Here is a 23,095-nt window from a genome sequence, read left to right on the forward strand (position 1 = left end):
GCTCTTTTTCCATCATATACGCTTTTTAAAGCTAGGGCTTAATTCACTCCATACATCAAAAAGGTTTCCGTCCGGATCGGAAAAAACAAAATTTCGGCCTGGATGTCCGCGGTTTTCAATCTCACCTATTTTAACATTTTGTAAAAGAAGCTCTTCATGCAAACCTTTCAATTGCGCGAGACCATCTACTTCAAAAGTAAGAGAAAAACGCTTGTTACCTTCAGAATCAAAAAAGTTCATGCTCTCTTGTTCAGGAGACTCAACAAGGAAGAAACTTTGGCTGGCCATATTGATAATGGCCATTTTCCCCTTTTCATCTTTGTAGCTCTCAACGGCTCCGAGTTTATCCGTATACCATTTTAGTGAGTTACTAACATTTGTAACAGGTATGTAGGCTGTTCCAACCCTTAGCAGCTTTTGTTTCATTAAAAAATCCCCCTTCAATTAAATTCTCCTATTGTTAATTCTATCCAAAACTATAAATTCCTTTTTGGTTCTGTTAACTTGAGTGTAGATTTCCGCTCCAAATAACACCTGCAAATCAGCTTATAGCTTTAACATAGCCAAACACAAAAAAGCCCTAGTCTTGAATAAGACTAAGGCTCGTTTTTGTTTAAGTATATTTACTATCACTAGAATCAGGGGACACCATACCCCCTGCACCGCTTGAATTGATATCAGGGTCAGCTCCTTCAGGCTGTGATGGAAGTACTTTATTTTTCTTTTGGTTTGGAAGGCCAGAATGCTCCTGGAGATATTTATCATTTTCCATGATCGTGACAACATGAAAACCTGTTCCACCCAGCTGTTCTTTCAATTGATCAAATACCTTTGTTTGGTCCTTATTCAATTCCTTTTCATCGTATTGAAGCTCAACGTTAATTGTTTTCATGATAGCAACCTCCTTTTTAAAATTATTTTCCCGAATGTCCTTTTCTTAAACTGCAGCAGCATTTAAAATGGTAAAGTTTTTTTCTATAAACTGTTTATGATACTAAAAATAGGTTATAAGTAAAATAACAACTAGAACGGGAGCTTGATAGATGATTAAGGAAACAGAGTATTTGGCGTTTATTAAAGAAATTGGTCGTCTGTTTAATGATTATTACACATGCCGTGATGAGAAAATGAAACAGGTTCTCCTGGATGATATCAGACTCATCGGGCAGGTACTCCATTAAATCCTCCTTTTGACTAAGGATAAAAATTCCAATTTGTTCATTCCTTCTGGATTTTTGAATATATTAAAGTATGTTGATTCAGATGAAAGGAGCAGAAGCATGTGGTTTTGGATTCTGATCATCTCCATTCCTATTATAATCCTGGCTATTTTGGAAGAAACGATTCAATTTATCGTTAACCGTAAAATTTTTGGGAAAAGTGAAAAACAGTTTAAATTAAAAGAGAACTTCCGGCATGTAAAGAATAAATTTGTGCACAAGAAAAGCCCTTCCCAATAAGGAAAGGCTTTTCGTCTATAAATGCAGTTTCGGCGGCCTGCCATGAAAAGGCCACCCTTGATCGATCTTAGCTATCCTTTTAGAAATAATAAGAAATTAGGATTCTTCTATTTCTGTATTCTCTGCTTTTTCTTCGGCGGGCAGTACTTGTTTTCCTCCGGACATCCGCTGCTTTTTCAAAGCAAAATAAGTATCCAAAACCCTTCTGCCTATTTCATAGTTGGCTGTATGTCCGCTTCGGCCCTGATACGCCCATGGAACAATAACAGACATGGCAATTTCAGGATTGTTATGCGGTGCATAGGCAACCAGGCTTAAATTCATCACATCAATTAGGGGATCTCCTTTTTTTCTAAGAGGTCCATCGTAAAAAGCCTCCGCTGTACCTGTTTTTCCAGCCGGAGAATAAGGAGCATCAGCAAATCGTCTGTATGCTGTTCCTTCCGGATGCTGCATAACCTGCCTTAATCCTTCTTTCACAGTGCTTAGCTCTCTATCCGTCACATCGATTGTATTCAGAACAGTTGGCTGAATATCCTTCCAAATTGGCCCTAATTCGCTTTGCACATTAGATGGCTCTCGAATTTCTTTTACAAGGCGCGGCTGAATTCGGTAGCCCCCATTCGCAATGGTTGATATATATTGTGCCATTTGCATTGGAGTATAGGTATCATACTGGCCAATTGCAAGGTCAAGCAGGAAGCCAGGCAACCGAAGCGGACCTTCATACCCTGCCATCTCATTTGGCAAGTCAATGCCAGTCCTGACCCCGAGACCAAACTGACCGAAGGAATCTCTCATATCTTCAAAGGCCCTTGGATTTTTAAAACCAAGAGGCTGATCATAAGCATATCGTGCATCCGCAATTTCGACAGCTGTTTTAAACATATAAACATTGGAGGAAATACGCAAAGCCCTGGTCTCGTTCATGACAGCCTGAAAATTAAACCAGGATTTTTTCACCTGCGGAGTTCCTGCAATTTTCATTGGAGCGTCCAAGAAAGTTGTTCCTGGAGTAATGGCACCTGTTTTATATCCTGTCAAAACCGTTGCTCCCTTAACTGATGAACCAACATTATATGAGGAGGCGATTGTTCCAAGCGCATAATCCTGCAGAACGGTCTTGCCGTCTTTATCTTTGCCGATCATCTTTCCAGCCATCGTCATGACTTCTCCTGTATGGGGATCCATTAACACAACAAATGCACGATCCATTAAATAGGTTCCGCCCGTCCGTTTTGCCTTCCATATTTCCTCTTCCAATACTTTTTCCACTGCCCTCTGGAGATCCATATCAATCGTAAGTACAAGGTCTTTTCCTCTCTTACCTTCCGAAACCATCTCACTTCCAAGAATTTCACCTTTTTTTGTAATAAGCCGCTCTTTTGATTTTTGTCCATGAAGGACATCCTCATATTGCATTTCAAGATAGCTTTTCCCTACCCGTTCATTTCTGCTGTAATCTCTTGCAAGAAAATAATCCAGCCGCTCCTCAGGAAGCCCCTCGTTAGAATCTGTAACTTTCCCGAGAACTGTTTGAAGTGTATTGCCAAAAGCATATGTACGATCCCAATCTGTAGTGGTATTGACTCCCGGCAAATATTGCAGGTTTTCACTTACAGCCGCGTATTCTTCAGGTGTTACACTCTCATTTTTTACAATTTGAGGGGTCATGGCATAGCCGCTTGTAAACTCTCTATAGATTGCGAGAACCTCAAGATCTTGTTCACTTAGCTGATTAAGATCTTCATCTGTAATTCTTTCAAGCTGCATCTCATAGATTTTTTTATCGGTGAGCTTTTTGTTTTCAAAAAGCTCCCATTCCTCTTCAGTAATTTTTTCTTTTACAGCTTCAGGATTTCTCATAATCCAAAAATCCTTTTTATCACGTTCCCTTACTTTATCAGGCTTTTTATCAATCAGCACAGCCAGCCGTTCTGCAACCTCCACCATTTCTTCCTGTTTGGCATTCCGGTTTGTGTACGTAATCGCACTTTTTGGGACATTATCAACAATCAGCTGATGATTCCTGTCCAGCATCCTTCCCCTTGGAACCGGGTTGGACACGATAACGTCTTCTGTCCGCTCAACTTCCTTTTTATATGTCTCACCATTGACAATCTGAACAACACCCAGCCTTAAGATAAGCAATGAAAATAGGATAAAAACTGCAAAGAATAATAAATTGACCCTAAATGGCACATGGCTTTTCTTTTTCTTTTTTCCCATGCTGGAATCTCCCCCCTTTATGAACACTATGGCTGTTTTGCAGAGATCCTTCAAAACCTTTTATACTCTGTTAATTTATTCCACAAATATTGTAAAATTCCTGCCAGATCATGCACGGAAGTAATGGTTATTGCAGAAACATACCAGGCTATAGTCAAATAAATTTCGAAAAAGAAAATTTCATGGTAGGATTTTTAAGATTGCAGTTGAAAATGTTATACGAAGTATTCATTCCAGGAGGGATTATGATGGAAAGATCACAAAAGCTTTTAAACTATTTTTTATCGCATCGCAGTGTAACAAATGAACTTGTCGGGAAAATTGAAGCGGCAAATTATGATTACAAACCGACTGAAACAAGCATGCCTGCCGGAAAATTAGTCACTCATATGCTCACTTCCTTTTACATGTTTGCAAGAACCGTAAAAGAAGGAAATGGAGCGGTCTTTGGAGAAAAATTGGATGACGTGCCGCAGAATCTTTCTGAAGCAGCTGAGACCCTCACAGAAAAGACAAAAGATTTAATATCTTCACTGACAAATGAGGAATTGGAAAGAAGCATTGATATGAAGCAGATCTTTGGAATGGAATTAACAGGAAGCCAGCTTCTTCAGATTGCCATGGACCATGAAATCCATCATAAAGGCAACTTATTTGTTTATGTTCGTGAGATGGGGCATACAGACCTGCCGATGTTCGTAAGCAGAGGATAGGAAAAAGGACGCCCCGGCGGCGTCCTTTTTTATAAACTATTAAGCGGAGAAATCAATTCTGCCATCTCATTTTTAGGAGAATTAACTTTAGATGATACCGGATACTTATCCATTTTCTCAGCCGGATAAGGAACTAATAAAGATTTCAAGTATTCAGTGTCATCAAAGTTGGGATTAAGCCAATCCTCAAAATCGCTTTCTTTTAATATGACCGGCATCCGATCATGGACTTCTTCTGTTACTTCATTAGGGACTGTTGTAATGATTGTACAGCTCATTAGGGGATTATCGCCTTTATCCCACATATCCCATACTCCAGCAAAAGCAAAGGGCTCCTCATTCTTTATAATAAATCTGTAAGGCTGTTTTCCTTCCTCTGTTTTCTTCCATTCATAAAAGCCGTCAGCCGGGATAAGGCACCTTTTGCTTTTAAAAGGTTTTTTAAAACTGGGCTTTGAATCAATGCCTTCCGCTCTGGCATTAATCATTTTATAGCCAATTTTTTCGTCTTTGGCCCAAAAAGGCACAAGTCCCCACTTCATCTGTTTGCCAATCCGCTGCTCCCCGCTGCCAATAATCGTTAATATATTCTGGCTAGGTGCAATATTATACCTGGGAACAATCTCGCCCCCTGAATATTCAAATTCAAATGTCATTTGAAGTTTATTAATTGTCTCTGTTAAGGTGAAACGCCCGCACATTTCATTTACCTCCATTCTAAAACAATCCTGTTAGCCAACGATAATTCTCTCTTTAGGATAATGGTAGTTATCATCGTACTGCTCATGTTTATTGATAAGGAACAAGAAGGATAGGATTCCAATTCTTCCGATAAACATAAGGGCAATAATAACGTACTTCCCGAATGTGCTTAGATCAGCAGTAATTCCCATCGACAAACCCGTTGTCCCGAAGGCCGAACATACTTCAAAAATTATTTGCATGAGAGTAAACTTTTCTGATATGGATAAAAGAATAACTGCGATAAAACAGAGCCCTACAGCCATCATTGTGACAATGACAGATTTATTTACGTCCTCCTCATGAATCTCTCTTTTGAAGATTTTAATCGTCTTCTTCCCTTTGGCAAAATGATAAATATGCAAAGCATTAAGAGCGAATGTGGTTGTCCGGACACCTCCCCCTACAGAGCTTGGAGAGGCACCAATAAACATCAAAAAGCTAATCACAAGTAAAGTCGGTTCAGAAAATTGGGCAACATCCATTGTCGCCAATCCCCCATTCCTTGTTGTCGAGGATTGAAAAAACGCATAGAAGAAAGCTTCATGCCACTCTTTACCCTTAAAAAAGTGATTAAATTCCAATAACAGAATCAAAATGGTACCTAAAAGCATTAAAAAGAAAAAGGTAAGTGTTGTTAATTTCGTATATAGCGTAAACCTGAAGAATTTATCTTTATTAAATAAAAAGGCTTTTAACTCTATTAAAACAGGAAATCCGATTGCACCAAGAGTAAGTAAAAGAATATTAATCGATTGCACAAAATAGTCATTTGCAAATGGCACAAGCGATGAACCTGTAATATCGAAGCCTGCATTTGTGGTGGCACTTACAGAGGCGAATGCCCCTTGCAGAAATGCCTCCTGCCAAGTTGGGTAGTAATTAAGAAAATAAAAGCCAAGTATTAATGCGCCAATGAATTCAATTGCAAGGATCAAAAGCAGGATTTGTTTGACCAATACAACCAGTCCCGCCAGATTGGTCTGATTTTGATCGATCATAATCAAGCGCCTCTCTTTAAGGCCAATCCTTTTCCTGACTACCAGCCATAGAAAGGTTCCAAGTGTCATAATGCCAATACCGCCAAACTGAAGAATGAACATTAAAAAGAAAATACCCGTGGTACTGAATGTATCTACTGTTGACACAACGGATAGCCCAGTTACACTTACTGCACTAACCGCAGTAAACAAGGCATCTGTAAAAGTCCAGGTCATCCCAGGTTTATGAGCGACAGGCAAACTTAATAAAACAACAGAAATCGATACTGCGACAACATAGAAAGAAACGATTAGCTGTGTTGGTGTTAAAGCATTAATTTTTTCCTTAATCCAGTTCATTTGGCTCACCAATTCATTATGTCTTTGAAATACCCTTACGATAAATCAAAATATGTAATCCTGCAAGTTAAAATTTTTTCCGGTTTTTTACTGAAGACATTAATCTATTTTGCAGGATGGAGCATATTAAAACTGTTGAGCACTTTATTTAAAGGAGGATTTGACATGACAAAACAAGGCAGACAAAATGCAAACCAAACGAGAGAACAAATTGAAAAGCAGGATAAAAGAAATGATATTGAGCTAGGAAGCGAGTTCCAGATCGGGAACAATAACTCCCAAAGCCAGAAGAAAAGCGGAAAACAAATTAACAAGAAGTAATATGGAATCCCCCGGTTATGGGGGATTCAGACTGTAGACAACCTCGATGAAAATCGGATTTGCTACTAACGGGTTCTTTTACCTGTCACAAAAATCCAATGTGTATTTTAAAATGACCATCAATTTGTATGTGAATTTGATGGTCATTTTTCATTGATATAACGCGAATAATTCTAAAAACAGGCTTGAAACTGTGGTCCAATTTGTATTTCGAAATGTAAGGTTACAGAGATTTCTGTTACCTCGCAAATTGGATTGCAAAATGCTGTGTTTTTTAGTTACAATACTAAGTTTCTCTTTGGCTCTGTAATTATTCATTGATGATTTTCCTATAGGTATGAGAATTAATAGGCGGAGAATTTCCGGCTAAAGTATATAGAGGAAGCTTAAGAAGCAGAGATAAGCGGAGGAATTCCGGTTAACTGCTCTAAATAAGCCAAAATTCAAAGATTTGGATCATATAAGCGAAAAAGCTCCGCTTATTCTTAAGGAAATATGGGTATTTCCCCTTTTAAACGGAATTTTTCCGGTTATTTTCAAACACAGTGAAATCAACATTTAGTTTTATAACAGTACTTTGGCCATAAATTGCATTATACACTAGATGGCACTTTGTAATATTCTTACATAACAAAAAGCCCTGCATTTTGCAGGACAAAATGTATAACAAATATAAGCAGATCTTCAAACGTATTATTATAAAAAGTGACAGGTATCGGAACCCGTTGATTTGCTACAGTCTTTTTTATTCCGTCTTTGAAATGGGCCTGTTGATTTCCGTTCCAGGTGCTTCGCTTTCCCGGGCTGCCCGGGGAGCCTCCTCGTCACTCCGCTCCTGAGGGGGCTCCCCTGACCCTTGTTCCCGCAGGAGTCTTTGCACCTTCCACTCCAATCAAAGATGAATCACCAGTTATGGGGGATTTTTTATGTTCTCACTGTATAAAGCTGACCATCAACAGCAAATGAAATTCGTCCTGTTTCCTCAGAAACAATAATGACAACTGCATCCGTCTTCTCTGTAATTCCCAATGCAGCCCTATGTCTTGTCCCCAACTTCTTCCCCTCTATGCTTTTCCTTGCTAGAGGTAAAATGTTGCCTGCCGAGACTATCATATCTTCTCTTATTAGGGTCCCTCCATCATGGAGAGGATTTCCGGGATAAAAGATCGTTTCCAGCAAGGTATGGCTAACCTTTGCACCAATTGGCGTTCCATTATGCAGATAATCATCTAGCGGCTGTTTTCTCTCCACGACAATGAGCCCGCCATGCCTTTTTTCCGATAAATGCTGGGCGGCCAATGACAAGTTTGAATATTCCTTTGTATATGGTGATAAATAAGATTGCAAATAATAAGTGGAAGCAATGTTGTGGGCATCTGTCACCATCTTCTGCAATCTTTCAAAATCGGATAAAATACAGCAGTTGAAGTCCTCCAGCGTTTTGGAAAGTGAATGAAGCTGCTGATCTATATTGCCAATATATCGGTTTAAGTCATTACGATATTGTTCCTCGCCATAAATCACTGGACTTCCTCCAATCATTTTTTATATTAGTACCTTTTCCTGTTAAAAAATATTTATCCACTTACATACTTAACAGAAGAGTCTGTTAAAGCTCTGTGTTGGCACCCTGTTGATTAAAACGGAAGTCGCGCTTTCCTCAGGAGGCTTATTGTAAGTGCCAGCGGGACAAGCGAGTCAAAGGGAGTCCCTGCAGGCTTAATGCTTGAAGGGGATCCCTGACTATCCGCGGAGAAGCGGACGCCTGGATCGAAAATTAGCTGCCCAGTTTAACAGAAATAGGTTTAGAAACCGTAAAAAAGGATTAAATATAAGTATTACGCAACGAGGTGATAGACATGTTTGAGATTTTGGCAAAACAATTTGAAAAACCTGAAGGAATAATGGGTAAACTTGCGGGCAAAATTATGTATTTTGAAAACCGCAAGATTAATAAATGGACAGTAGGAAAACTCAAGATAAAACGCAGAGATTCTATTTTAGAGGTGGGTTACGGTCCCGGATACAGCATTCGTTATATTATGGACAATTACCGCCATGTGGAAGCTGATGGAGTCGACGTTTCAAGAGATATGAAATCAGCTGCCGCAAAGCTGAATGACGATTGTATCCAGCAAGGGAAAGTCAGGTTGTTCGTTAAGGACATACATGATTTCTTACCTGATAAAAAATATAACAAGATCTTCTCTGTTAACAATTATCCTTTATGGACCAAACCAAGAGAATCCTTGCAGTATTTATACGGAATGCTTGAAAGCAAGGGAAAGATCGCGATTACAGTGCAGCCGCGAGAAGAAGGAGCAAATGAAACGATAACGAAAAGTCTGGGACATGTAATGAAAGCAGATATGGAAGCAGCCGGCTTCCATTCCATATCTGTTTCTTATAAGAATGCACGCCCAGTGTTAGCAGTCTGTGTAACAGGAATTAAATAAATAATTTAAAAGGAGTGGAGAAATGATATTCTCCACTCCTTTTGTGTGCTGCATTACCAGCCGCGGCTGGCGCCTCCGCCTCCGGAAGAACCGCCTCCCCCTCCACGGGGACCGCCGCCTCCACCCCCTCCGCCTCTTGAGAGGATGGATAAAATGGCATATGAAAATGCTCCGCCAAAAAATTTTATATCAAGGAATAAAAAACCGACGACAATAATGATGAGCAGCCAGGATGGAATGCCTACCCCAGTGTCTTGGGTTTCGGCATTGGCATTTCCGCCATTGCCCTGCACAATATTTTCTCCGGCAGCCTCCTGTGCAAGAATCTTATAGGTTTCAACAATTGCCCTATTCGGCTGTCCTGCCTGAAGATTCGGGATTGTATACTGATCCAGGATCCTGCCGGCTTTTCCATCAGGAATCCGCCCTTCAAGTCCATATCCAACCTCAATTCGAACCTGACGATCCTCCATGGCAACTACTAATAAAACACCATTATTTTTTGCAGCGCTTCCTATTCCATATGTACGAAAAGCTTCATTTGTGTACTCTTCGATCGGCCTGCCTCCGGTCGTATCAACGGTAAGGACAGCAATCTGCGCAGAAGTCTGATCCTCGATCTGCCTGCCTAAATGATTTAAATCATATTTCTCCTGGTCATTAAGAACATTTGCAAAATCCTGAACATAAATGTCTCCGACCGGCTGGGGTATATGCTCATCTGCATGAGCTGGCAATACCCCTATTGCCAAAAGCAATATTAGCAGGATCGAGCTGATCCTGTGAATGGTCATTCTCCATTGCCTCCAAAGTCAACTTCCGGCGCTTCATTAGCCAGCGGATCGGCCCTAAAGTATTCTTTTTCATCAAAGCCAGTAATTCCGGCTACGATCGCACCTGGAAACCTTTTTACTTTCTTGTTATACACAGCAACCTGGTCATTGTAATCCTTTCGGGCAACGGAAATTCGATTTTCAGTGCCGGCAAGCTCGTCCATTAATTGAGTAAATTGCTTATCCGCTTTTAAATTTGGATAGTTTTCAACCACAACAAGTAATCTGCTCAAAGCGCTTGATAACTCGGCATTTGCTGCAGCTTCCTCTTCAGGAGACCGCGCACCGGCCAATCTTGCACGAGCATCAGAAATTGCCTGAATCGTCTCCTTTTCATGAGCAGCATAACCTTTTACCGTATTCACCAGGTTCGGTATTAAGTCCAGCCTCCTCTGCAGCTGGTTCTCAATTTGCGAATATGCCTGGTCTACATTTTCCTCTGCATTTACAAATCCGTTATAGCTGGACATCAGCATCATCCCCAGCACTACAACTACCGCAATAACGGCTATTAAAACTCCCATTCCTTTTTTCATATTTTGCGCCACTCCTGTTTCTAAGTTGTATTGTGCCACTTGCATGGTATTTTTCCTTTTTTGAGTGGATGTTAAACCTTAGGAAGGTTTTGAGCATTGGGAATGTTGACCAGGGAAGAGTGAGGCACCAAACAAACAACCGAAACCCATTCCGGGCTCCGGTCCAAATTTTCTCTTATTGAATAAAGTTTTTCGCAATAAGCTCGCTAAATTCAGGTTTGTCTTTAAGGAATTTTAAAGTATAGGATGAATCAGCAAATGCTTGGATGGCTTCGGCGTTCACTTCATAGGTGAATCCGATTCTTTCCCAGGCGCGGTCTACTACTTCTTTTTCAAGCTCCTGGCCTGTAACTTCCTTAATATCTTTAATGGTAATTGCTTTTGCCTCTTCGGGATTTTCTTCGATGAATTTTACAGCGTCCTTATGAGCGTCTACGATTTTCTGCACTTTATCAGGGCTATTTTTTACCGCTTCGCCAGTTGCTACTAATACTGATGCAGGTAAAGTTTCACCGAAGGATACTTCATCCCAGCCGATTACGACTTGAGCATTTGTTTCCTGTTCAATTACTGCTGCCCATGGTTCAGGAGCAACTGCAATATCAACTTTTCCAGTTTTCAGCATACTTGCATACTGAGCAGGGTTACCTGTCAGATGCTTCATTGTGCCGCCGATTCGGGCAGATGTGATGCCAGCTTCTTCTAAATACGTTTCATACTGAACATCGTGTGTGCAGCCAACACCTGGAGTGATAAACGTTTTCCCTTGGAAATCTTCAAGGGAGTTGATTTCTACCCCTTCTCTCGCAAGGACAACCGTCCCGCCAGTCGAGGCTCCCGCGATGACTTTCACATCTGCTCCAGTTGAGTAGTTGTTCATTGCTGGCCCTGGCCCAACAAGACCGGCATCTATGTCGCCAGTTTTAAGGGCTGTCATGAATGAACCGCCTTCAGCAAATGTTTTATATTCCACTTTTGTTCCATCCCCAAGCTGCTTTTCAAAGTAGCCCTGGTCTTTTGCCACCATTGCTGGGACATGATTGATGTTCGGAAAATATCCGATGACAATTTTGTCTTCGCTTCCGCTGCTCTTTTCAGATGAACCGCAGCCTGCAAGCAGCCCCGCGAATGTGAATAATACAGCGATCCATATAAATACCTTTTTCATATTTACCCCTCCTGATTAAGACTCAAGTCCCCATTTTTTTATAACTGATTTTTCAATGCGCTGGAAGATTAATTGGTCGACGATCATCCCAATCGTACCAATGATAATCATGACGCCAATAACAATATCCATTCTTCCAAAATCTGAAGCATATCGCAGCGTATATCCCAATCCTGGACCAGTGCTTAAAAGCTCACCGGCCATCAATGCCCGCCACGCGAATGCCCATGCAAGACGGGATCCAGTGACGACATATGGTATAGAAGCTGGGAAGATAACCCTTGTGAATAGGTCAATCCCATTTGCCCCCATGGTTTGTGCTGCTTTTATATATAAAGGTGATACATTCTTGATTCCTGTCCGCATATTCAGTGCCATTACAAATGTTCCGCCAAGAATAGTTACAAAAATAACCGCCTTTTCATTTAGACCGAACCACATAATAGCGATAGGCAGCCACACAATGCTCGGAACACTCTGCAGGGCAAGAATGACAGCTCCCAATGTGTCATCGGCTGTCTTCGATTTTCCAAGAAGAATGCCAATTAATGTACCGATTACAAGGCTAATGGCCAACCCTACTGCAAGACGTTTAAAGCTCGCGATTAAATCATATATGAGTGTTTTATCCTGAAACCCTTCCACCAAAGCGCTGAAAACACTGGACAAAGAAGGGAAAATTAGCGGATGCCATAGCTCCAGCCGGGAACCAGCCTCCCAAAAAGCGATGATGGCAGCGAAGAAGATAATTCGTTTAATGGCTGTTTGCATATTGAAGTTCCTCACTTACGACTTTGTCAATTTCCTTCTTTAAATAACTCATAATATGATCTTCAATCTCCAGCATTTCTTTTTTGTATTCTTCACGCGGTCTTGGAATATCTACAGTGATGTCCTGTAAAATAGTACCCGGTTTTGTACCCATCACAATGATCCGATCTGAAAGCTTAATAGATTCAGAGATACTATGAGTGACAAACAAAATCGTTTTCTTCGTCTCGGTCCAGATATTCTCAAGCTGCACGTGTAAGCGGGAGCGGGTTTGCTCATCAAGGGCACCAAAAGGTTCATCCATTAGAAGTGTCTCTGGATTCATGGCAAGTGCTCTTGCAATTGCAACCCGCTGCTGCATTCCCCCTGATAGTTCATGGGGATAGTGAGATAAATACTTCCCCAGCTGAACCATTTGCAGGTATTTTAGTGCGACTTCCTCTGCATCCTTCTTCTTCATTTCTTTTTTCAAAGGGAATGTAACATTTTCCATAACTGTTAACCAGGGAAATAGGGCAGCTTGCTGAAAAACCATTCCCCTGTCCTTGCCAGGTTTAGTGATGGTATTTCCATCAATAAGAATTTGTCCGGAGGTTGTTTTAGTCAAACCTGCAACGATTGATAGAAGCGTGGATTTCCCGCATCCGGATGGGCCCAGTATCGAAACAAACTCCCCTTTGCCAACCGAAAGATTAATACCCTTCAATACAACCACAGGCTGATTTTCTTTATCGCTATATTGTTTATGAACTTCATTTATCTCAATGAACACTTAAATCACCTATTCCTATAAAACATATTAATTTACTCGGATTACTTGTAATTATAATGTATTCAACCTGCATGTCAACCTTTCTTGTGAAAATTTTTAAAAATGGGCTTTTTCAAAAAAATGGATCTGTTAATCTTACCTGTTGATTTCCGCTCAAAAAGCTAAGCGAACCGCGGGCAGTCCTACGCTCCTCAAGCATTAAGCCTGCGGGGTTTTCCGTTTGACTCGCACTCCCGCAAGATACTCCCGCCTTCCGCTCTAATCAACAAAGTGCCAAAATCAACATGCGCAAAGCCCCAAAAATAATAATGAGCTTCCTCCGATTTAGGAGAAAGCTCATTCTATTACACCTTAATTTTCTCTGCTTTAGATGCAGCAATCAGCACTTCAATTTCAGTCAAGTTCCCGCTCTCAAACAGGTCAATAATCTTGCTTCCGACTATGACGCCATCACAATGCATATTCATTTTTTCAACATGTGAAGGCTCGGAGATTCCGAATCCTGCAAGGACCGGTATCGGGCTGACCTCCTTCACCTTTTCAAGGTGTTTGCCAAGCTCTTCATTAAATCCTTTTCTTGCACCAGTAATACCGTTAACCGTTACGGCATATAAAAAGCCTTTTCCCCTGGCTGCAATTTCCTGAATTCGCTCTATTGGACTCGTTAAGGTTACGAGCCGGATAATCTCAATTCCAGCCCGCTCTGCAATAGGAGCGATAATTTCTTCTTCCTCAGCTGGGAGATCAGGGAGAATTAAGCCATCCACACCCGCCTTTGAGGCATCAGCAATAAAGTTCCCAATTCCATATGCCATGATCGGATTCATGTAGGTCATAAAAACTAGCGGAATATGGACAATGGGGCGGATCTCAGCAATTTTTTCCATAACACCCCGAAGTGTTGTACCTGCCTGTAAAGCCCGGATTCCAGCCTGCTGGATAACAGGTCCATCTGCTACAGGATCTGAAAATGGGATACCAATTTCAATAGCTGTTGCTCCCGCTTTTTCCAGGAAAGTTATTTTTTCAGCCAGTGTGTCCAAGCCTCCATCACCAGCCATAATATATGGCACAAACGCTTTTTCATTATTTTTCTTTAGAGTTTGAAATACTTTTTCGATCCGGTTCAATTTCCTTCCCCTCCTAATCTGGCTCTTACTGTTTCTACATCTTTGTCGCCTCTGCCTGATAAGCAGATAACAAGTCCTTCATCTTTATTCATTTGCGGTGCCAGCTTCAAAGCATAGGCAACTGCATGGGAGCTTTCCAATGCAGGAATAATGCCTTCAAGCTTGCATAGCAGCTTTAATCCTTCCATTGCTTCATCATCTGTAATGGATTCATATCTCGCTCTTCCGCTATCTTTTAAATAGCTGTGCTCCGGGCCGACACCGGGGTAATCAAGGCCAGCAGAAATCGAATGCGCTTCCTGAATTTGCCCGTGCTCATCCTGCAATAAATACATGAGTGCCCCATGAAGGACTCCTGGCGAGCCCTTTGTTAACGATGCGGCATGCTTTTCTGTATCTGTACCTAAGCCTGCTGCTTCCACACCAATCATGCGTACACTTTCATCCTTTATAAAAGGATAAAACATGCCCATGGAGTTGCTGCCGCCGCCTATGCAGGCTACAACTGCGTCTGGAAGCTTTCCTTCTTTTTCAAGATATTGCTGCTTTGTTTCATTGCCTATAACACTTTGAAAATCGCGGACAATCATTGGAAAAGGATGCGGACCCATGACAGAGCCCAAAATATAATGGGTATCTTCTACGTTTGTCACCCAGTAGCGGAGGGCTTCGTTCACAGCATCCTTTAATGTCGCGCTGCCTGATTTAACACCTACCACTTTGGCTCCGAGCAGTTCCATCCGGAAAACGTTCAGCTGCTGCCTGCGGATATCCTCTTCACCCATAAAAATAATACATTCCAGATTTAATAGCGCACAAGCCGTTGCTGTAGCCACACCATGCTGGCCTGCACCCGTTTCGGCAACAATTTTCCTTTTGCCCATTCTGGCGGCTAATAGCGCCTGGCCCAATGAGTTGTTGATTTTATGTGCGCCTGTATGGTTTAAATCCTCCCGCTTAAGATAGATTTTCGCACCGCCTGCATATTTTGTGAGGTTATCAGCATAATATAATGGCGTTTCACGGCCGACATAATCCTTTAATAAAGCTCGGAGTTCCGCCTGAAAGCTCTCATCTGCACGTGCTTTTTTATATTCCTCTTCCAATTCAAGAATAGCCTGCATTAAGGTTTCCGGTACATATCTGCCCCCATATTCACCAAAGTGTCCCCGGTCATCTGGCAATGTATAAGTCGCTGTCATTTTACTTCCTCCTTTTCCATGCTCTTTGCTTCATCTATAAATCTTTTAATTTTCCCAAGGTCCTTTTTTCCTTCTGTTTCAACCCCGCTGCTCACATCAACCATATACGGGCTAGCTGCTTTAATGCCTTCTGCCACATTCTCAGGGTTCAGACCTCCAGCGAGGATAATCTTTTTACCTAATAAAAGATTCTCATTAAGGATGCTCCAATCGAATGAAACACCATTGCCTCCCCGATACTTACCCTTTGGACTATCCAGCAGGAAGTATTCATTTGAATACTCATCCAGCTTGGATAGATCCTCAGCCGAGCCAACGCTCAATGCTTTTATAACAGGAAGAGAAAATCCGCAGCTGAATTCAGGTGTTTCATCACCATGCAGTTGGATAACATTTATACCTGCGATCTCAACAATCTTCTCTATGGTTTCTTTTGTTTCATTTACAAACACGCCTACTTTTAATAGATCCTCCGGAAGCTGGTGTATGATCTTCCCTGCTTCCTCCGGGTCAATTCTCCTCTTGCTTTGCGCAAAAACAAACCCGAGGGCATCGGCACCACTTTCAATTGCTGACAATGCTGTTTTAATGTCCCTAATTCCGCAAATTTTTACCTTCATTGTTTTACAGCCCCTTGCAAAGGAAGCTTCATTGCCTTCAGCAGCCCTTCCAGATTATCTGCTTTCATAAACGCTTCTCCGACAAGAATGCCGTTTGCTCCTGCTGCAATTACACGATGCACATCCTCTTCCGTTTTGATGCCGCTCTCGCTAATCAGGAATCTGCCCGCCTTCTTAATAGCTGGTGCAAGCTTTTCCGTTGCTTCAAGGTTCACTTCAAAGGTTTTTAAGTTTCGATTGTTGACACCAATTAATTTTGTTCCCGTTTCTAGTGCTGTTTCCAATTCTTCTTCATTATGGATCTCCATCAGCACCTCTAGTTCCTGCTCAAGAGCAAAATTGTAAAGCTCTTTCAGCCTTTCCGCATCCATTGCAGCAACAATCAGCAAGATAAGATTCGCACCTGCCGCCTTTGCTTTTAAGATTTGTGCCTCATCTATAATAAAATCCTTGCAAAGGATCGGCAGATCAACTGTTTCCCTTACAGCAGTTAAATCAGAAAAGCTGCCTTTAAAAAAGCTTCTATCGGTCAAAACTGAAATCGCATCTGCACCAAAATTTTTATAAAATAATGCCTGTTCCTCAGGTTTCTGAGAAATATTAATATCCCCTTTTGATGGTGAAGCCCTTTTGAATTCGGCTATGACAGCAAGTTCATTTTCCTTCTCAAGACGGGATATGAAGGAATGTTTTTCAAATTTCAAATCTGCCTTTTCTGTTTCTTTTTTTTCATGCAGCTCCATAATTTCTTTTCTTTTTTCAGCTAAAATTTTATCTAAAATGGTTTCCATTTATATCACCTCTTTTTGAAAGCTTTTGCTTGCTTTAATTAATTGTTGGAGTTTATCAAAAGCTGCTCCTGAGTCGATGCTTTCTCTTGCTATATCAATCCCTCTTTGAATGGTGTCTGCTTTGCCTCCAGTAAAGATGCCAATCCCGGCATTCAACAGCACTGTATCTCTTTTTGCCCCTTTTTCACCTTTAAGGACATTTAAAAGAATTTCCGCATTTTCTCTGGAATCTCCGCCTCTGATGGCATCATTGCTGTAAACAGGCAGTCCAACCTCTTCAGGATGCAATATCGTTTCGATTACTTTGCCATTGTCAAGTATAGCCAAATGATTTTCTCCCTGCAGCGAGGCTTCATCCATATAACCTGCACCATTCAGGACAACAGCTCGTTTTCTGCCCAATGTTTTCAATACTTCTGCGAACATCATCGTGTAATCTCTGCGGTAAATGCCAAGGAGCTGATTATCAAGTTCAACCGGATTAGTCAGCGGTCCGATTAAGTTGAATGTGGTCGGAATTCTTAAATCCTTGCGCACTTTCATGATTCTCTTGATGTTCGGGTGAACATGGGGAGCAAACAGGAATGCAATCCCGATTTCTTCAAGGATCTCTTCAGTCCGTTCCGGCGAGTTATTTAAGTTAATGCCCAAATGCTCCAGTACATCAGCACTGCCGGTTTTGCTGGAAACACTTCTATTTCCATGCTTGGCAACGGGAATTCCCGCTCCGGCAATCACAAATGCCGAGGTGGAACTGATATTAAAGCTGCTTGATCCATCTCCGCCTGTTCCGCAATTATCCAAAACATTGGGAATCTTCTTGCTAAATGTTAGTGATTTATCTCTCATAGCTCTTACAATTCCTGCAATTTCGTCAACCGTTTCTCCCTTCGTCTTTAGGCTGACCATAAAAGCGGCTATTTCACTATCTGTTACATCATTAGAAAAAATAGTATCCATTGCTTCCTTCATTTCTGCTTCTGTTAAAGACTCTCTATCAGATAACCGTTGCAGTATTGTTTTCATCTTTCTTTTCCCTCCCGATTGTTTGTAAAAAGTTTTCCAATATCTTTTTGCCAAGTACCGTTCCCACTGACTCCGGATGGAATTGCAAACCGTAAAGAGGATATGCTTCATGCTTGATGGCCATTATCTCATTGTCATCCATGGACCTCGCCAATACTTGAAAGCTGCCTGGCAAAGTGCCGGATTGAATGATTAAAGAATGGTAACGCATGATATTGATGGGCTGTGGCATATATTGAAACAGCTGCGAACCATTATGCTTCAGGTTTGAAACCTTGCCATGCATGATTTTCCTGGCTTTTTCGATTTTGGCGCCAAACGCAAAACCAATTGCCTGATGGCCCAGGCAAATCCCTAGAATGGGCAGCTTTTTATGGAAATTACGAATCACTTCTACAATAATCCCGGCTTGTTCCGGTCTGCCTGGCCCCGGCGAAAGCACAATTGCCTCAGGATTCAGTTTCTCTATTTCTTCAAGGGTGATTTGGTCATTGCGGACTACTTTAATTTCTTCCCCAAGTTCCCCTAAATATTGATAAAGGTTATAAGTGAATGAATCATAATTATCAATCAGTAAAATCATTTTTATCCTCCAAAAATGCTTTTAGTTTATGAAGTGTTTCTTCATATTCTTTTTCTGGAACCGAATCATGAACGATCCCCGCACCAGCCTGTATATATGCATAGCCATCTTTAATGACCATGGTTCTGATCGCAAGAGCGAAATCCATATTGCCATTTCCGGAAAAATAGCCGACTGCCCCAGAATAGATACCTCTTTTAACTTTTTCAAGTTCATTAATAATTTCCATTGCCCGAATCTTAGGAGCGCCGGAAACTGTCCCGGCAGGCAAGCATGCGATTAAGGCGTCAATGGCTGAATATGGGTTTTTCAGCTTGCCTCCAACTTCTGATACCAGGTGCATAACATGCTTATATCTCTCGATTACCATGTTTTTTTCAATCGTGATTGAGCCAAATTCACAGACACGGCCGAGGTCATTTCGGCCCAGATCCAAGAGCATGCGATGCTCGGCAAGCTCCTTTTCATCTTCTTTTAAGCTTTTTTCAAGCTGGAGGTCCTCTGCTTCCGTTTTCCCTCTTGGCCTTGTTCCAGCAATGGGGTTTGTTATCACCTTATCGCCAGTCGCTTTGATGAGGCTTTCGGGTGATGCTCCTGCAACCGCATAATCCTCAAATTCAAGATAATACATATATGGCGACGGGTTTTGCACTCTTAATTTTCGGTAAAAGGAGAAGGGGTCGCCTGTCATTTCAGCTTTCAATCGCTGTGACAAAACTACTTGAAAAATGTCACCCTCTTCAATGTATTTCTTTGCTTTTTTTACTTTGTCAACAAAGTCTTCTTTTGAAGTGGAAGCCTTAAAATCATTTAGGGCAGCTTCATTGGATTCCATATTGCTGTTTCCATTTTGGATTTCTGTCTTTCTTTTCTCCACTTTTTGGCGAAGTCGTGATACATCCGTTTTTTCAGTCAAAGGCATTGCGACAAGGTAAACCTTTTGCTCCAGGTGGTCAAACACAGCAACCTCTTCAAAAAACATAAGATGAACATCTGGAACATTCAATTCATCTTCTGGAACCCTTCCGATATCCTCGTACTGTCTGATCACATCATAGCCTGCATATCCCACAGCCCCTCCGCAAAACGGAAATCGTTCAAGCTGCGGTCTATTATCCTCAGGCATAATTTTCTTTAAGACATCGAGCGGCTTTTCAGAAAGCACCTCATCATTTCCATCTGTTGTGATGGTTGTAAGGTTTCCATCTCCCTTAAGCTCCATCACAGGATCTGCGCCAATGAATGAATACCTGCCTGACTTTTCATGCTTTAATGAGCTTTCGAAAAGGAACTTCTTTTTCCCGCTCATTCTCTGGTAAATCAAAATGGGTGTTAATGTATCACCCTCAAGCTCTTCGATCATGTATCGTTCATCAATAATCGTCTTCAAGTTATTTCTCCTCCAGTTCGTTGACAGAAATAAAAAAGTCCTCTATACACACAGGGATTGTGTGTATAGAGGACGTATCATGTGACCGTGGTGCCACCTCATTTCAGAGCAGCTAGCTGCTCCCTCTTCGGGTACGGATTAGATAAAACAACAATCGATACCCTATCCTTTTAACGGCGGAAACCGTGCTTTCCTACTGTTTTCAGAAAGCCTCTCGCAAGTCCATTCGATTGATTTTCCGTACCGGGTTCCCACCTGCCCCGGCTCTCTGGAACGGAAAGTATCAATGTACTCCTCTTGCTCAACGATTTAAAGCTATAAAGTTTTAAAGGAAATAAAAAAGGCTCCCCGTCTTAAAAAGGACGAGAAACCCGTGGTGCCACCTTCATTAGCTGAAATTTCAGCTCACTTTAACAGATATCAAAACGAAAAACGCTTGAATATCTGTCCCTTGTAACGATGAGACCGTTCGCCAAAGCCTACTGCTTTAAAAGGTTCGGTTTGGAGGCTCGAAAGTCCATTCACTTCAGCATTCGCACTGATTTGCACCAACCATCAGCTCTCTAAAGCTTCCGCAGAAGTTACTACTCTTTGTCATTGCCTTTCGATATATTGCTTATTATAATATTCCGATAAATAAAAAATGTCAAGGGATGAACAAAAAATTATTATAAAAAATGTTTTCGCAAACTTTGTTGATTTTCAAACAAGTAGTGTAGAGGTTGATTTCCGCTCCAGGATGCTCAAGCTTCCGCGGGGCGGGCGGTGAGCCTCCTCGGCGCGCAGCGCCTGTGGGGTCTCACCTGTCCCACTCCTCCCGCTGGAGTCTCGCACCTTACGCTCCAATCAACCAACCTTATTTAACCATTTTTTCATTTACAAAATCATTTATAACTTTATAAAAGTGCTTTTTCCAGTTTCTCTCTCCAAACATCAGCAAGCTCCTGAACCTTCAGCAACTCTGCAACAGCAGTTCGATTCTTGCGGTTATGAAACAATATATAATTTGCTTCAAGGACCGAAATATTTTCCTGTTTTCTTTCCACCAGCTTAAGGCAGGAATCCGCTCCCACTCTTCCTTCTTCAAGCACTCTGAAAAAATAACCGGTGTACCCTGTTTCGACAATTCTGCCTAAAAGCCGGTCTTCACCATTATACTTCGATATGGTTGAACATGGAATGCGTCCCTGTGTTATTTGCACCATTGCCTCCCCCAGTGAATAAACATCCCCGATAAAAACATCCTTCTCAAGCATATTGCTTACACATATATTTTCCCCGAAGGATGGCAGATTGAAAACCTTCTTGAATTCTTTTTCCCACATTTGATAATGCTCATAAGGATAAAGGCAGACAGCCCTGTCAGGGCCGCCATGGAAATCTATATTGGCCACACCATCTCCGATAAAGCCTTCCTTCGTTAAAAAAGCATCAGCAGTTTTACCTTTACCAATCCCTGAAGTCTCCTCTTTATTTTTCCAATAATACAGTTGTGGCTTTCCTACGCTTAAACACTTGATGATCCCGTTTGTCTCCATTAAATTCCCCTCGCCCAGTTTGTATTTTTTTATATTTTAACTCTTTTTTTTAGTAAAACGAACATTTATTTCCATCATTTGATTTTTCCCATAAAAAGTAAACCCTTTTTCTAATTAGTTTCCGTGTTATAAGCTCATATTAATATTAGTTTGATTAACGAAAAGGAAGGTAAGAAATATGGAGCATGTTGAAAATTTACAATCCGTAAATTCAAAAGCCAAAAAGAAGACCGGAGATGATGTTCATAACCAAAAATGGGCCATTCTTTCACTTTCTTCAATTCCTCTCGTTATGACCCTTGGAAATTCTATGTTAATTCCAGTATTGCCTGAAATGGAAAACAAACTAAATATTTCTTCATTCCAATCAAGCATGATTATTACGGTATACAGTATTGTAGCCATAATCTTGATACCTATCGCCGGCTTTTTATCCGATCATATAGGCCGTAAAAAAGTAATCATTCCAAGTCTTCTCATTGCGGGAATTGGCGGGCTCATCTCAGGATGGGCTGCCTGGAAAGTGGATGATGCCTATTGGATAATATTAGCGGGCAGGGCATTGCAGGGGGTTGGTGCTGCTGGAGCGGCACCAATTGTTATGCCGCTGGTCGGTGATATGTTCAAGAATGATAATGATGTAAGCAGCTCGCTCGGTTTAATCGAAACATCCAATACATTCGGGAAAGTCTTGTCACCTATTCTTGGTGCCTTTTTGGCAGGATTCATTTGGTTTTTGCCATTTTTTTCATTTCCTGTATTTTGTACCATATCCATAATGCTAGTGTTCTTCCTTGTAAAAACACCAAATAAACGTGAAGAACCGCTGCCATTGAAGAAATTTTGGGGAAATATCAAGGATACCTTTAAGAACAATGGTAAATGGCTTTACGCTATCTTTTTTATTGGTGCAATTCTTATGTTTGTCCTTTTTGGAATCCTTTTTTATTTATCTGATATACTGGAAAAAACGTATGAAATTAAAGATGTTAAAAAAGGGCTTCTCCTGGCGGTTCCACTGGGTGCTCTTTGTATTTCGTCCTATTTGACTGGCAAAAAAATAAAAGAAAATAAAATTTTGATGAAATGGATAATATTTTTAGGAACTGTTCTGGTTGCTGGTGCGACTGCCATTCTCAGCTTTTCAAACAATATGTGGTTTATGATTGGCATGTTCCTGTTTGCTGGTATTGGTATAGGGGTTGCCCTCCCATCTTTGGATGCTCTTATTACTGAAGGCATTGAAAAAGCGGAAAGAGGAACCATTACATCCATTTACAGCTCTATGAGATTTATTGGAGTTGCTGCGGGTCCCCCGGCAATCGCAATTCTAATGAAGCACTCTGACAAGGCGCTTTTTTATATATTAAGTGCTATAACCATTCTTGCAGCCCTGGCGACAATGATGGCTATAAAACCCGATAAAAATGAAGCATAAAAAAATCCGTATCGATTTAGAGTGACCCAGTAAAATG

25 protein-coding genes and 2 other annotated features are annotated in these 23,095 nt (G+C 41.2%); of the genes, 6 read left to right on the forward strand and 19 right to left on the reverse strand.

Annotated features, from left to right (window positions below; all coding sequences use genetic code 11):
- Positions 1-12 precede the first annotated feature (12 nt).
- Both J7I93_RS14050 and J7I93_RS14055 read right to left on the reverse strand, forming a co-directional pair.
- Positions 13-426 (reverse strand): VOC family protein, encoded by a 414-nt coding sequence (locus tag J7I93_RS14050; RefSeq protein WP_214726491.1) that lies wholly within the window; start codon positions 424-426, stop codon positions 13-15.
- Positions 427-613: 187 nt separating this feature from the next.
- On the reverse strand, positions 614-892 hold the full coding sequence (locus J7I93_RS14055) for a hypothetical protein (protein WP_214726492.1): 279 nt from the start codon (positions 890-892) through the stop codon (positions 614-616).
- Between the two features lie 151 nt (positions 893-1,043).
- Between J7I93_RS14055 and J7I93_RS14060 the strand changes: the two genes are divergently transcribed.
- The gene (locus J7I93_RS14060; RefSeq protein WP_214726493.1) at positions 1,044-1,181 is read left to right on the forward strand and encodes a hypothetical protein; all 138 of its coding nucleotides are present in this window, start codon (positions 1,044-1,046) and stop codon (positions 1,179-1,181) included.
- A 99-nt stretch (positions 1,182-1,280) separates the two neighbouring features.
- On the forward strand, positions 1,281-1,460 hold the full coding sequence (locus J7I93_RS14065; protein WP_214726494.1) for a hypothetical protein: 180 nt from the start codon (positions 1,281-1,283) through the stop codon (positions 1,458-1,460).
- Positions 1,461-1,556: 96 nt separating this feature from the next.
- On the opposite strand, the gene J7I93_RS14070 is transcribed toward J7I93_RS14065, so the two are convergent.
- On the reverse strand, positions 1,557-3,689 hold the full coding sequence (locus tag J7I93_RS14070; RefSeq protein ID WP_214726495.1) for a peptidoglycan D,D-transpeptidase FtsI family protein: 2,133 nt from the start codon (positions 3,687-3,689) through the stop codon (positions 1,557-1,559).
- Between the two features lie 248 nt (positions 3,690-3,937).
- Here J7I93_RS14070 and J7I93_RS14075 point away from each other — a divergent pair, with 248 nt between their 5' ends.
- A complete protein-coding gene (locus tag J7I93_RS14075) occupies positions 3,938-4,402 on the forward strand; it encodes a DinB family protein (protein ID WP_214726517.1) in 465 nt (154 codons plus the stop codon).
- A 29-nt stretch (positions 4,403-4,431) separates the two neighbouring features.
- Here the strand turns inward: J7I93_RS14075 and J7I93_RS14080 are convergent, their stop codons facing one another.
- On the reverse strand, positions 4,432-5,103 hold the full coding sequence (locus J7I93_RS14080) for an SOS response-associated peptidase (protein WP_214726518.1): 672 nt from the start codon (positions 5,101-5,103) through the stop codon (positions 4,432-4,434).
- 30 nt (positions 5,104-5,133) lie between these two features.
- Positions 5,134-6,483, reverse strand: a complete 1,350-nt coding sequence (locus J7I93_RS14085; RefSeq protein WP_214726496.1) for a TrkH family potassium uptake protein — start codon at positions 6,481-6,483, stop codon at positions 5,134-5,136.
- Between the two features lie 165 nt (positions 6,484-6,648).
- Between J7I93_RS14085 and J7I93_RS14090 the strand changes: the two genes are divergently transcribed.
- Complete coding sequence (locus J7I93_RS14090; protein ID WP_214726497.1) at positions 6,649-6,804, forward strand: hypothetical protein; 156 nt, start codon at positions 6,649-6,651, stop codon at positions 6,802-6,804.
- A gap of 924 nt (positions 6,805-7,728) precedes the next feature.
- On the opposite strand, the gene cdaS is transcribed toward J7I93_RS14090, so the two are convergent.
- On the reverse strand, positions 7,729-8,328 hold the full coding sequence (gene cdaS / locus J7I93_RS14095; protein ID WP_214987797.1) for a sporulation-specific diadenylate cyclase CdaS: 600 nt from the start codon (positions 8,326-8,328) through the stop codon (positions 7,729-7,731).
- A 335-nt stretch (positions 8,329-8,663) separates the two neighbouring features.
- Here cdaS and J7I93_RS14100 point away from each other — a divergent pair, with 335 nt between their 5' ends.
- Positions 8,664-9,260: a class I SAM-dependent methyltransferase gene (locus J7I93_RS14100; protein ID WP_214726499.1), complete on the forward strand. Its 597-nt coding sequence runs from the start codon at positions 8,664-8,666 to the stop codon at positions 9,258-9,260.
- A 53-nt stretch (positions 9,261-9,313) separates the two neighbouring features.
- Here the strand turns inward: J7I93_RS14100 and J7I93_RS14105 are convergent, their stop codons facing one another.
- The 13 genes from J7I93_RS14105 to J7I93_RS14165 form a co-directional block, all read right to left on the reverse strand.
- A complete protein-coding gene (locus J7I93_RS14105) occupies positions 9,314-10,054 on the reverse strand; it encodes a TPM domain-containing protein (RefSeq protein WP_214726500.1) in 741 nt (246 codons plus the stop codon).
- A complete protein-coding gene (locus J7I93_RS14110; RefSeq protein ID WP_214726501.1) occupies positions 10,051-10,629 on the reverse strand; it encodes a LemA family protein in 579 nt (192 codons plus the stop codon). Before J7I93_RS14110 ends, J7I93_RS14105 begins: the two co-directional genes overlap by 4 nt.
- A gap of 175 nt (positions 10,630-10,804) precedes the next feature.
- Positions 10,805-11,797: an aliphatic sulfonate ABC transporter substrate-binding protein gene (locus J7I93_RS14115; protein ID WP_214726502.1), complete on the reverse strand. Its 993-nt coding sequence runs from the start codon at positions 11,795-11,797 to the stop codon at positions 10,805-10,807.
- Positions 11,798-11,812: 15 nt separating this feature from the next.
- Complete coding sequence (locus J7I93_RS14120) at positions 11,813-12,568, reverse strand: ABC transporter permease (protein ID WP_214726503.1); 756 nt, start codon at positions 12,566-12,568, stop codon at positions 11,813-11,815.
- On the reverse strand, positions 12,552-13,340 hold the full coding sequence (locus tag J7I93_RS14125; RefSeq protein ID WP_214726504.1) for an ABC transporter ATP-binding protein: 789 nt from the start codon (positions 13,338-13,340) through the stop codon (positions 12,552-12,554). The genes J7I93_RS14120 and J7I93_RS14125 overlap by 17 nt, the downstream gene beginning before the upstream one ends.
- A gap of 344 nt (positions 13,341-13,684) precedes the next feature.
- Positions 13,685-14,470 carry a tryptophan synthase subunit alpha gene (gene trpA / locus J7I93_RS14130; protein ID WP_214726505.1) on the reverse strand — a complete coding sequence of 262 codons (786 nt, stop codon included), beginning with the start codon at positions 14,468-14,470 and terminating at the stop codon, positions 13,685-13,687.
- Positions 14,467-15,672, reverse strand: coding sequence for a tryptophan synthase subunit beta (trpB, locus tag J7I93_RS14135; protein ID WP_214726506.1), 1,206 nt, complete (start codon positions 15,670-15,672; stop codon positions 14,467-14,469). The genes trpA and trpB overlap by 4 nt, the downstream gene beginning before the upstream one ends.
- Positions 15,669-16,292, reverse strand: coding sequence for a phosphoribosylanthranilate isomerase (locus J7I93_RS14140; protein ID WP_214726507.1), 624 nt, complete (start codon positions 16,290-16,292; stop codon positions 15,669-15,671). Before J7I93_RS14140 ends, trpB begins: the two co-directional genes overlap by 4 nt.
- Complete coding sequence (trpC, locus tag J7I93_RS14145; protein WP_214726508.1) at positions 16,289-17,083, reverse strand: indole-3-glycerol phosphate synthase TrpC; 795 nt, start codon at positions 17,081-17,083, stop codon at positions 16,289-16,291. Before trpC ends, J7I93_RS14140 begins: the two co-directional genes overlap by 4 nt.
- Positions 17,084-18,109: an anthranilate phosphoribosyltransferase gene (gene trpD / locus J7I93_RS14150; protein WP_214726509.1), complete on the reverse strand. Its 1,026-nt coding sequence runs from the start codon at positions 18,107-18,109 to the stop codon at positions 17,084-17,086.
- Positions 18,081-18,692 carry an anthranilate synthase component II gene (locus tag J7I93_RS14155; protein ID WP_214726510.1) on the reverse strand — a complete coding sequence of 204 codons (612 nt, stop codon included), beginning with the start codon at positions 18,690-18,692 and terminating at the stop codon, positions 18,081-18,083. The genes trpD and J7I93_RS14155 overlap by 29 nt, the downstream gene beginning before the upstream one ends.
- On the reverse strand, positions 18,676-20,055 hold the full coding sequence (trpE, locus tag J7I93_RS14160) for an anthranilate synthase component I (protein ID WP_483297135.1): 1,380 nt from the start codon (positions 20,053-20,055) through the stop codon (positions 18,676-18,678). The genes J7I93_RS14155 and trpE overlap by 17 nt, the downstream gene beginning before the upstream one ends.
- A gap of 92 nt (positions 20,056-20,147) precedes the next feature.
- Positions 20,148-20,396 (reverse strand) — a binding site (T-box leader).
- Positions 20,397-20,437: 41 nt separating this feature from the next.
- Positions 20,438-20,689: a binding site (T-box leader), on the reverse strand.
- A gap of 289 nt (positions 20,690-20,978) precedes the next feature.
- Positions 20,979-21,620, reverse strand: a complete 642-nt coding sequence (locus tag J7I93_RS14165) for an MOSC domain-containing protein (RefSeq protein ID WP_214726512.1) — start codon at positions 21,618-21,620, stop codon at positions 20,979-20,981.
- 178 nt (positions 21,621-21,798) lie between these two features.
- Here J7I93_RS14165 and bcbE point away from each other — a divergent pair, with 178 nt between their 5' ends.
- Entirely contained in the window at positions 21,799-23,058 is a 1,260-nt protein-coding gene (gene bcbE, locus J7I93_RS14170) for a bacillibactin exporter BcbE (RefSeq protein WP_214726513.1), read from the forward strand.
- Positions 23,059-23,095 lie beyond the last annotated feature (37 nt).

The organism is Bacillus sp. ISL-47 (assembly GCF_018613175.1).
Classification (GTDB): domain Bacteria; phylum Bacillota; class Bacilli; order Bacillales; family Cytobacillaceae; genus Cytobacillus.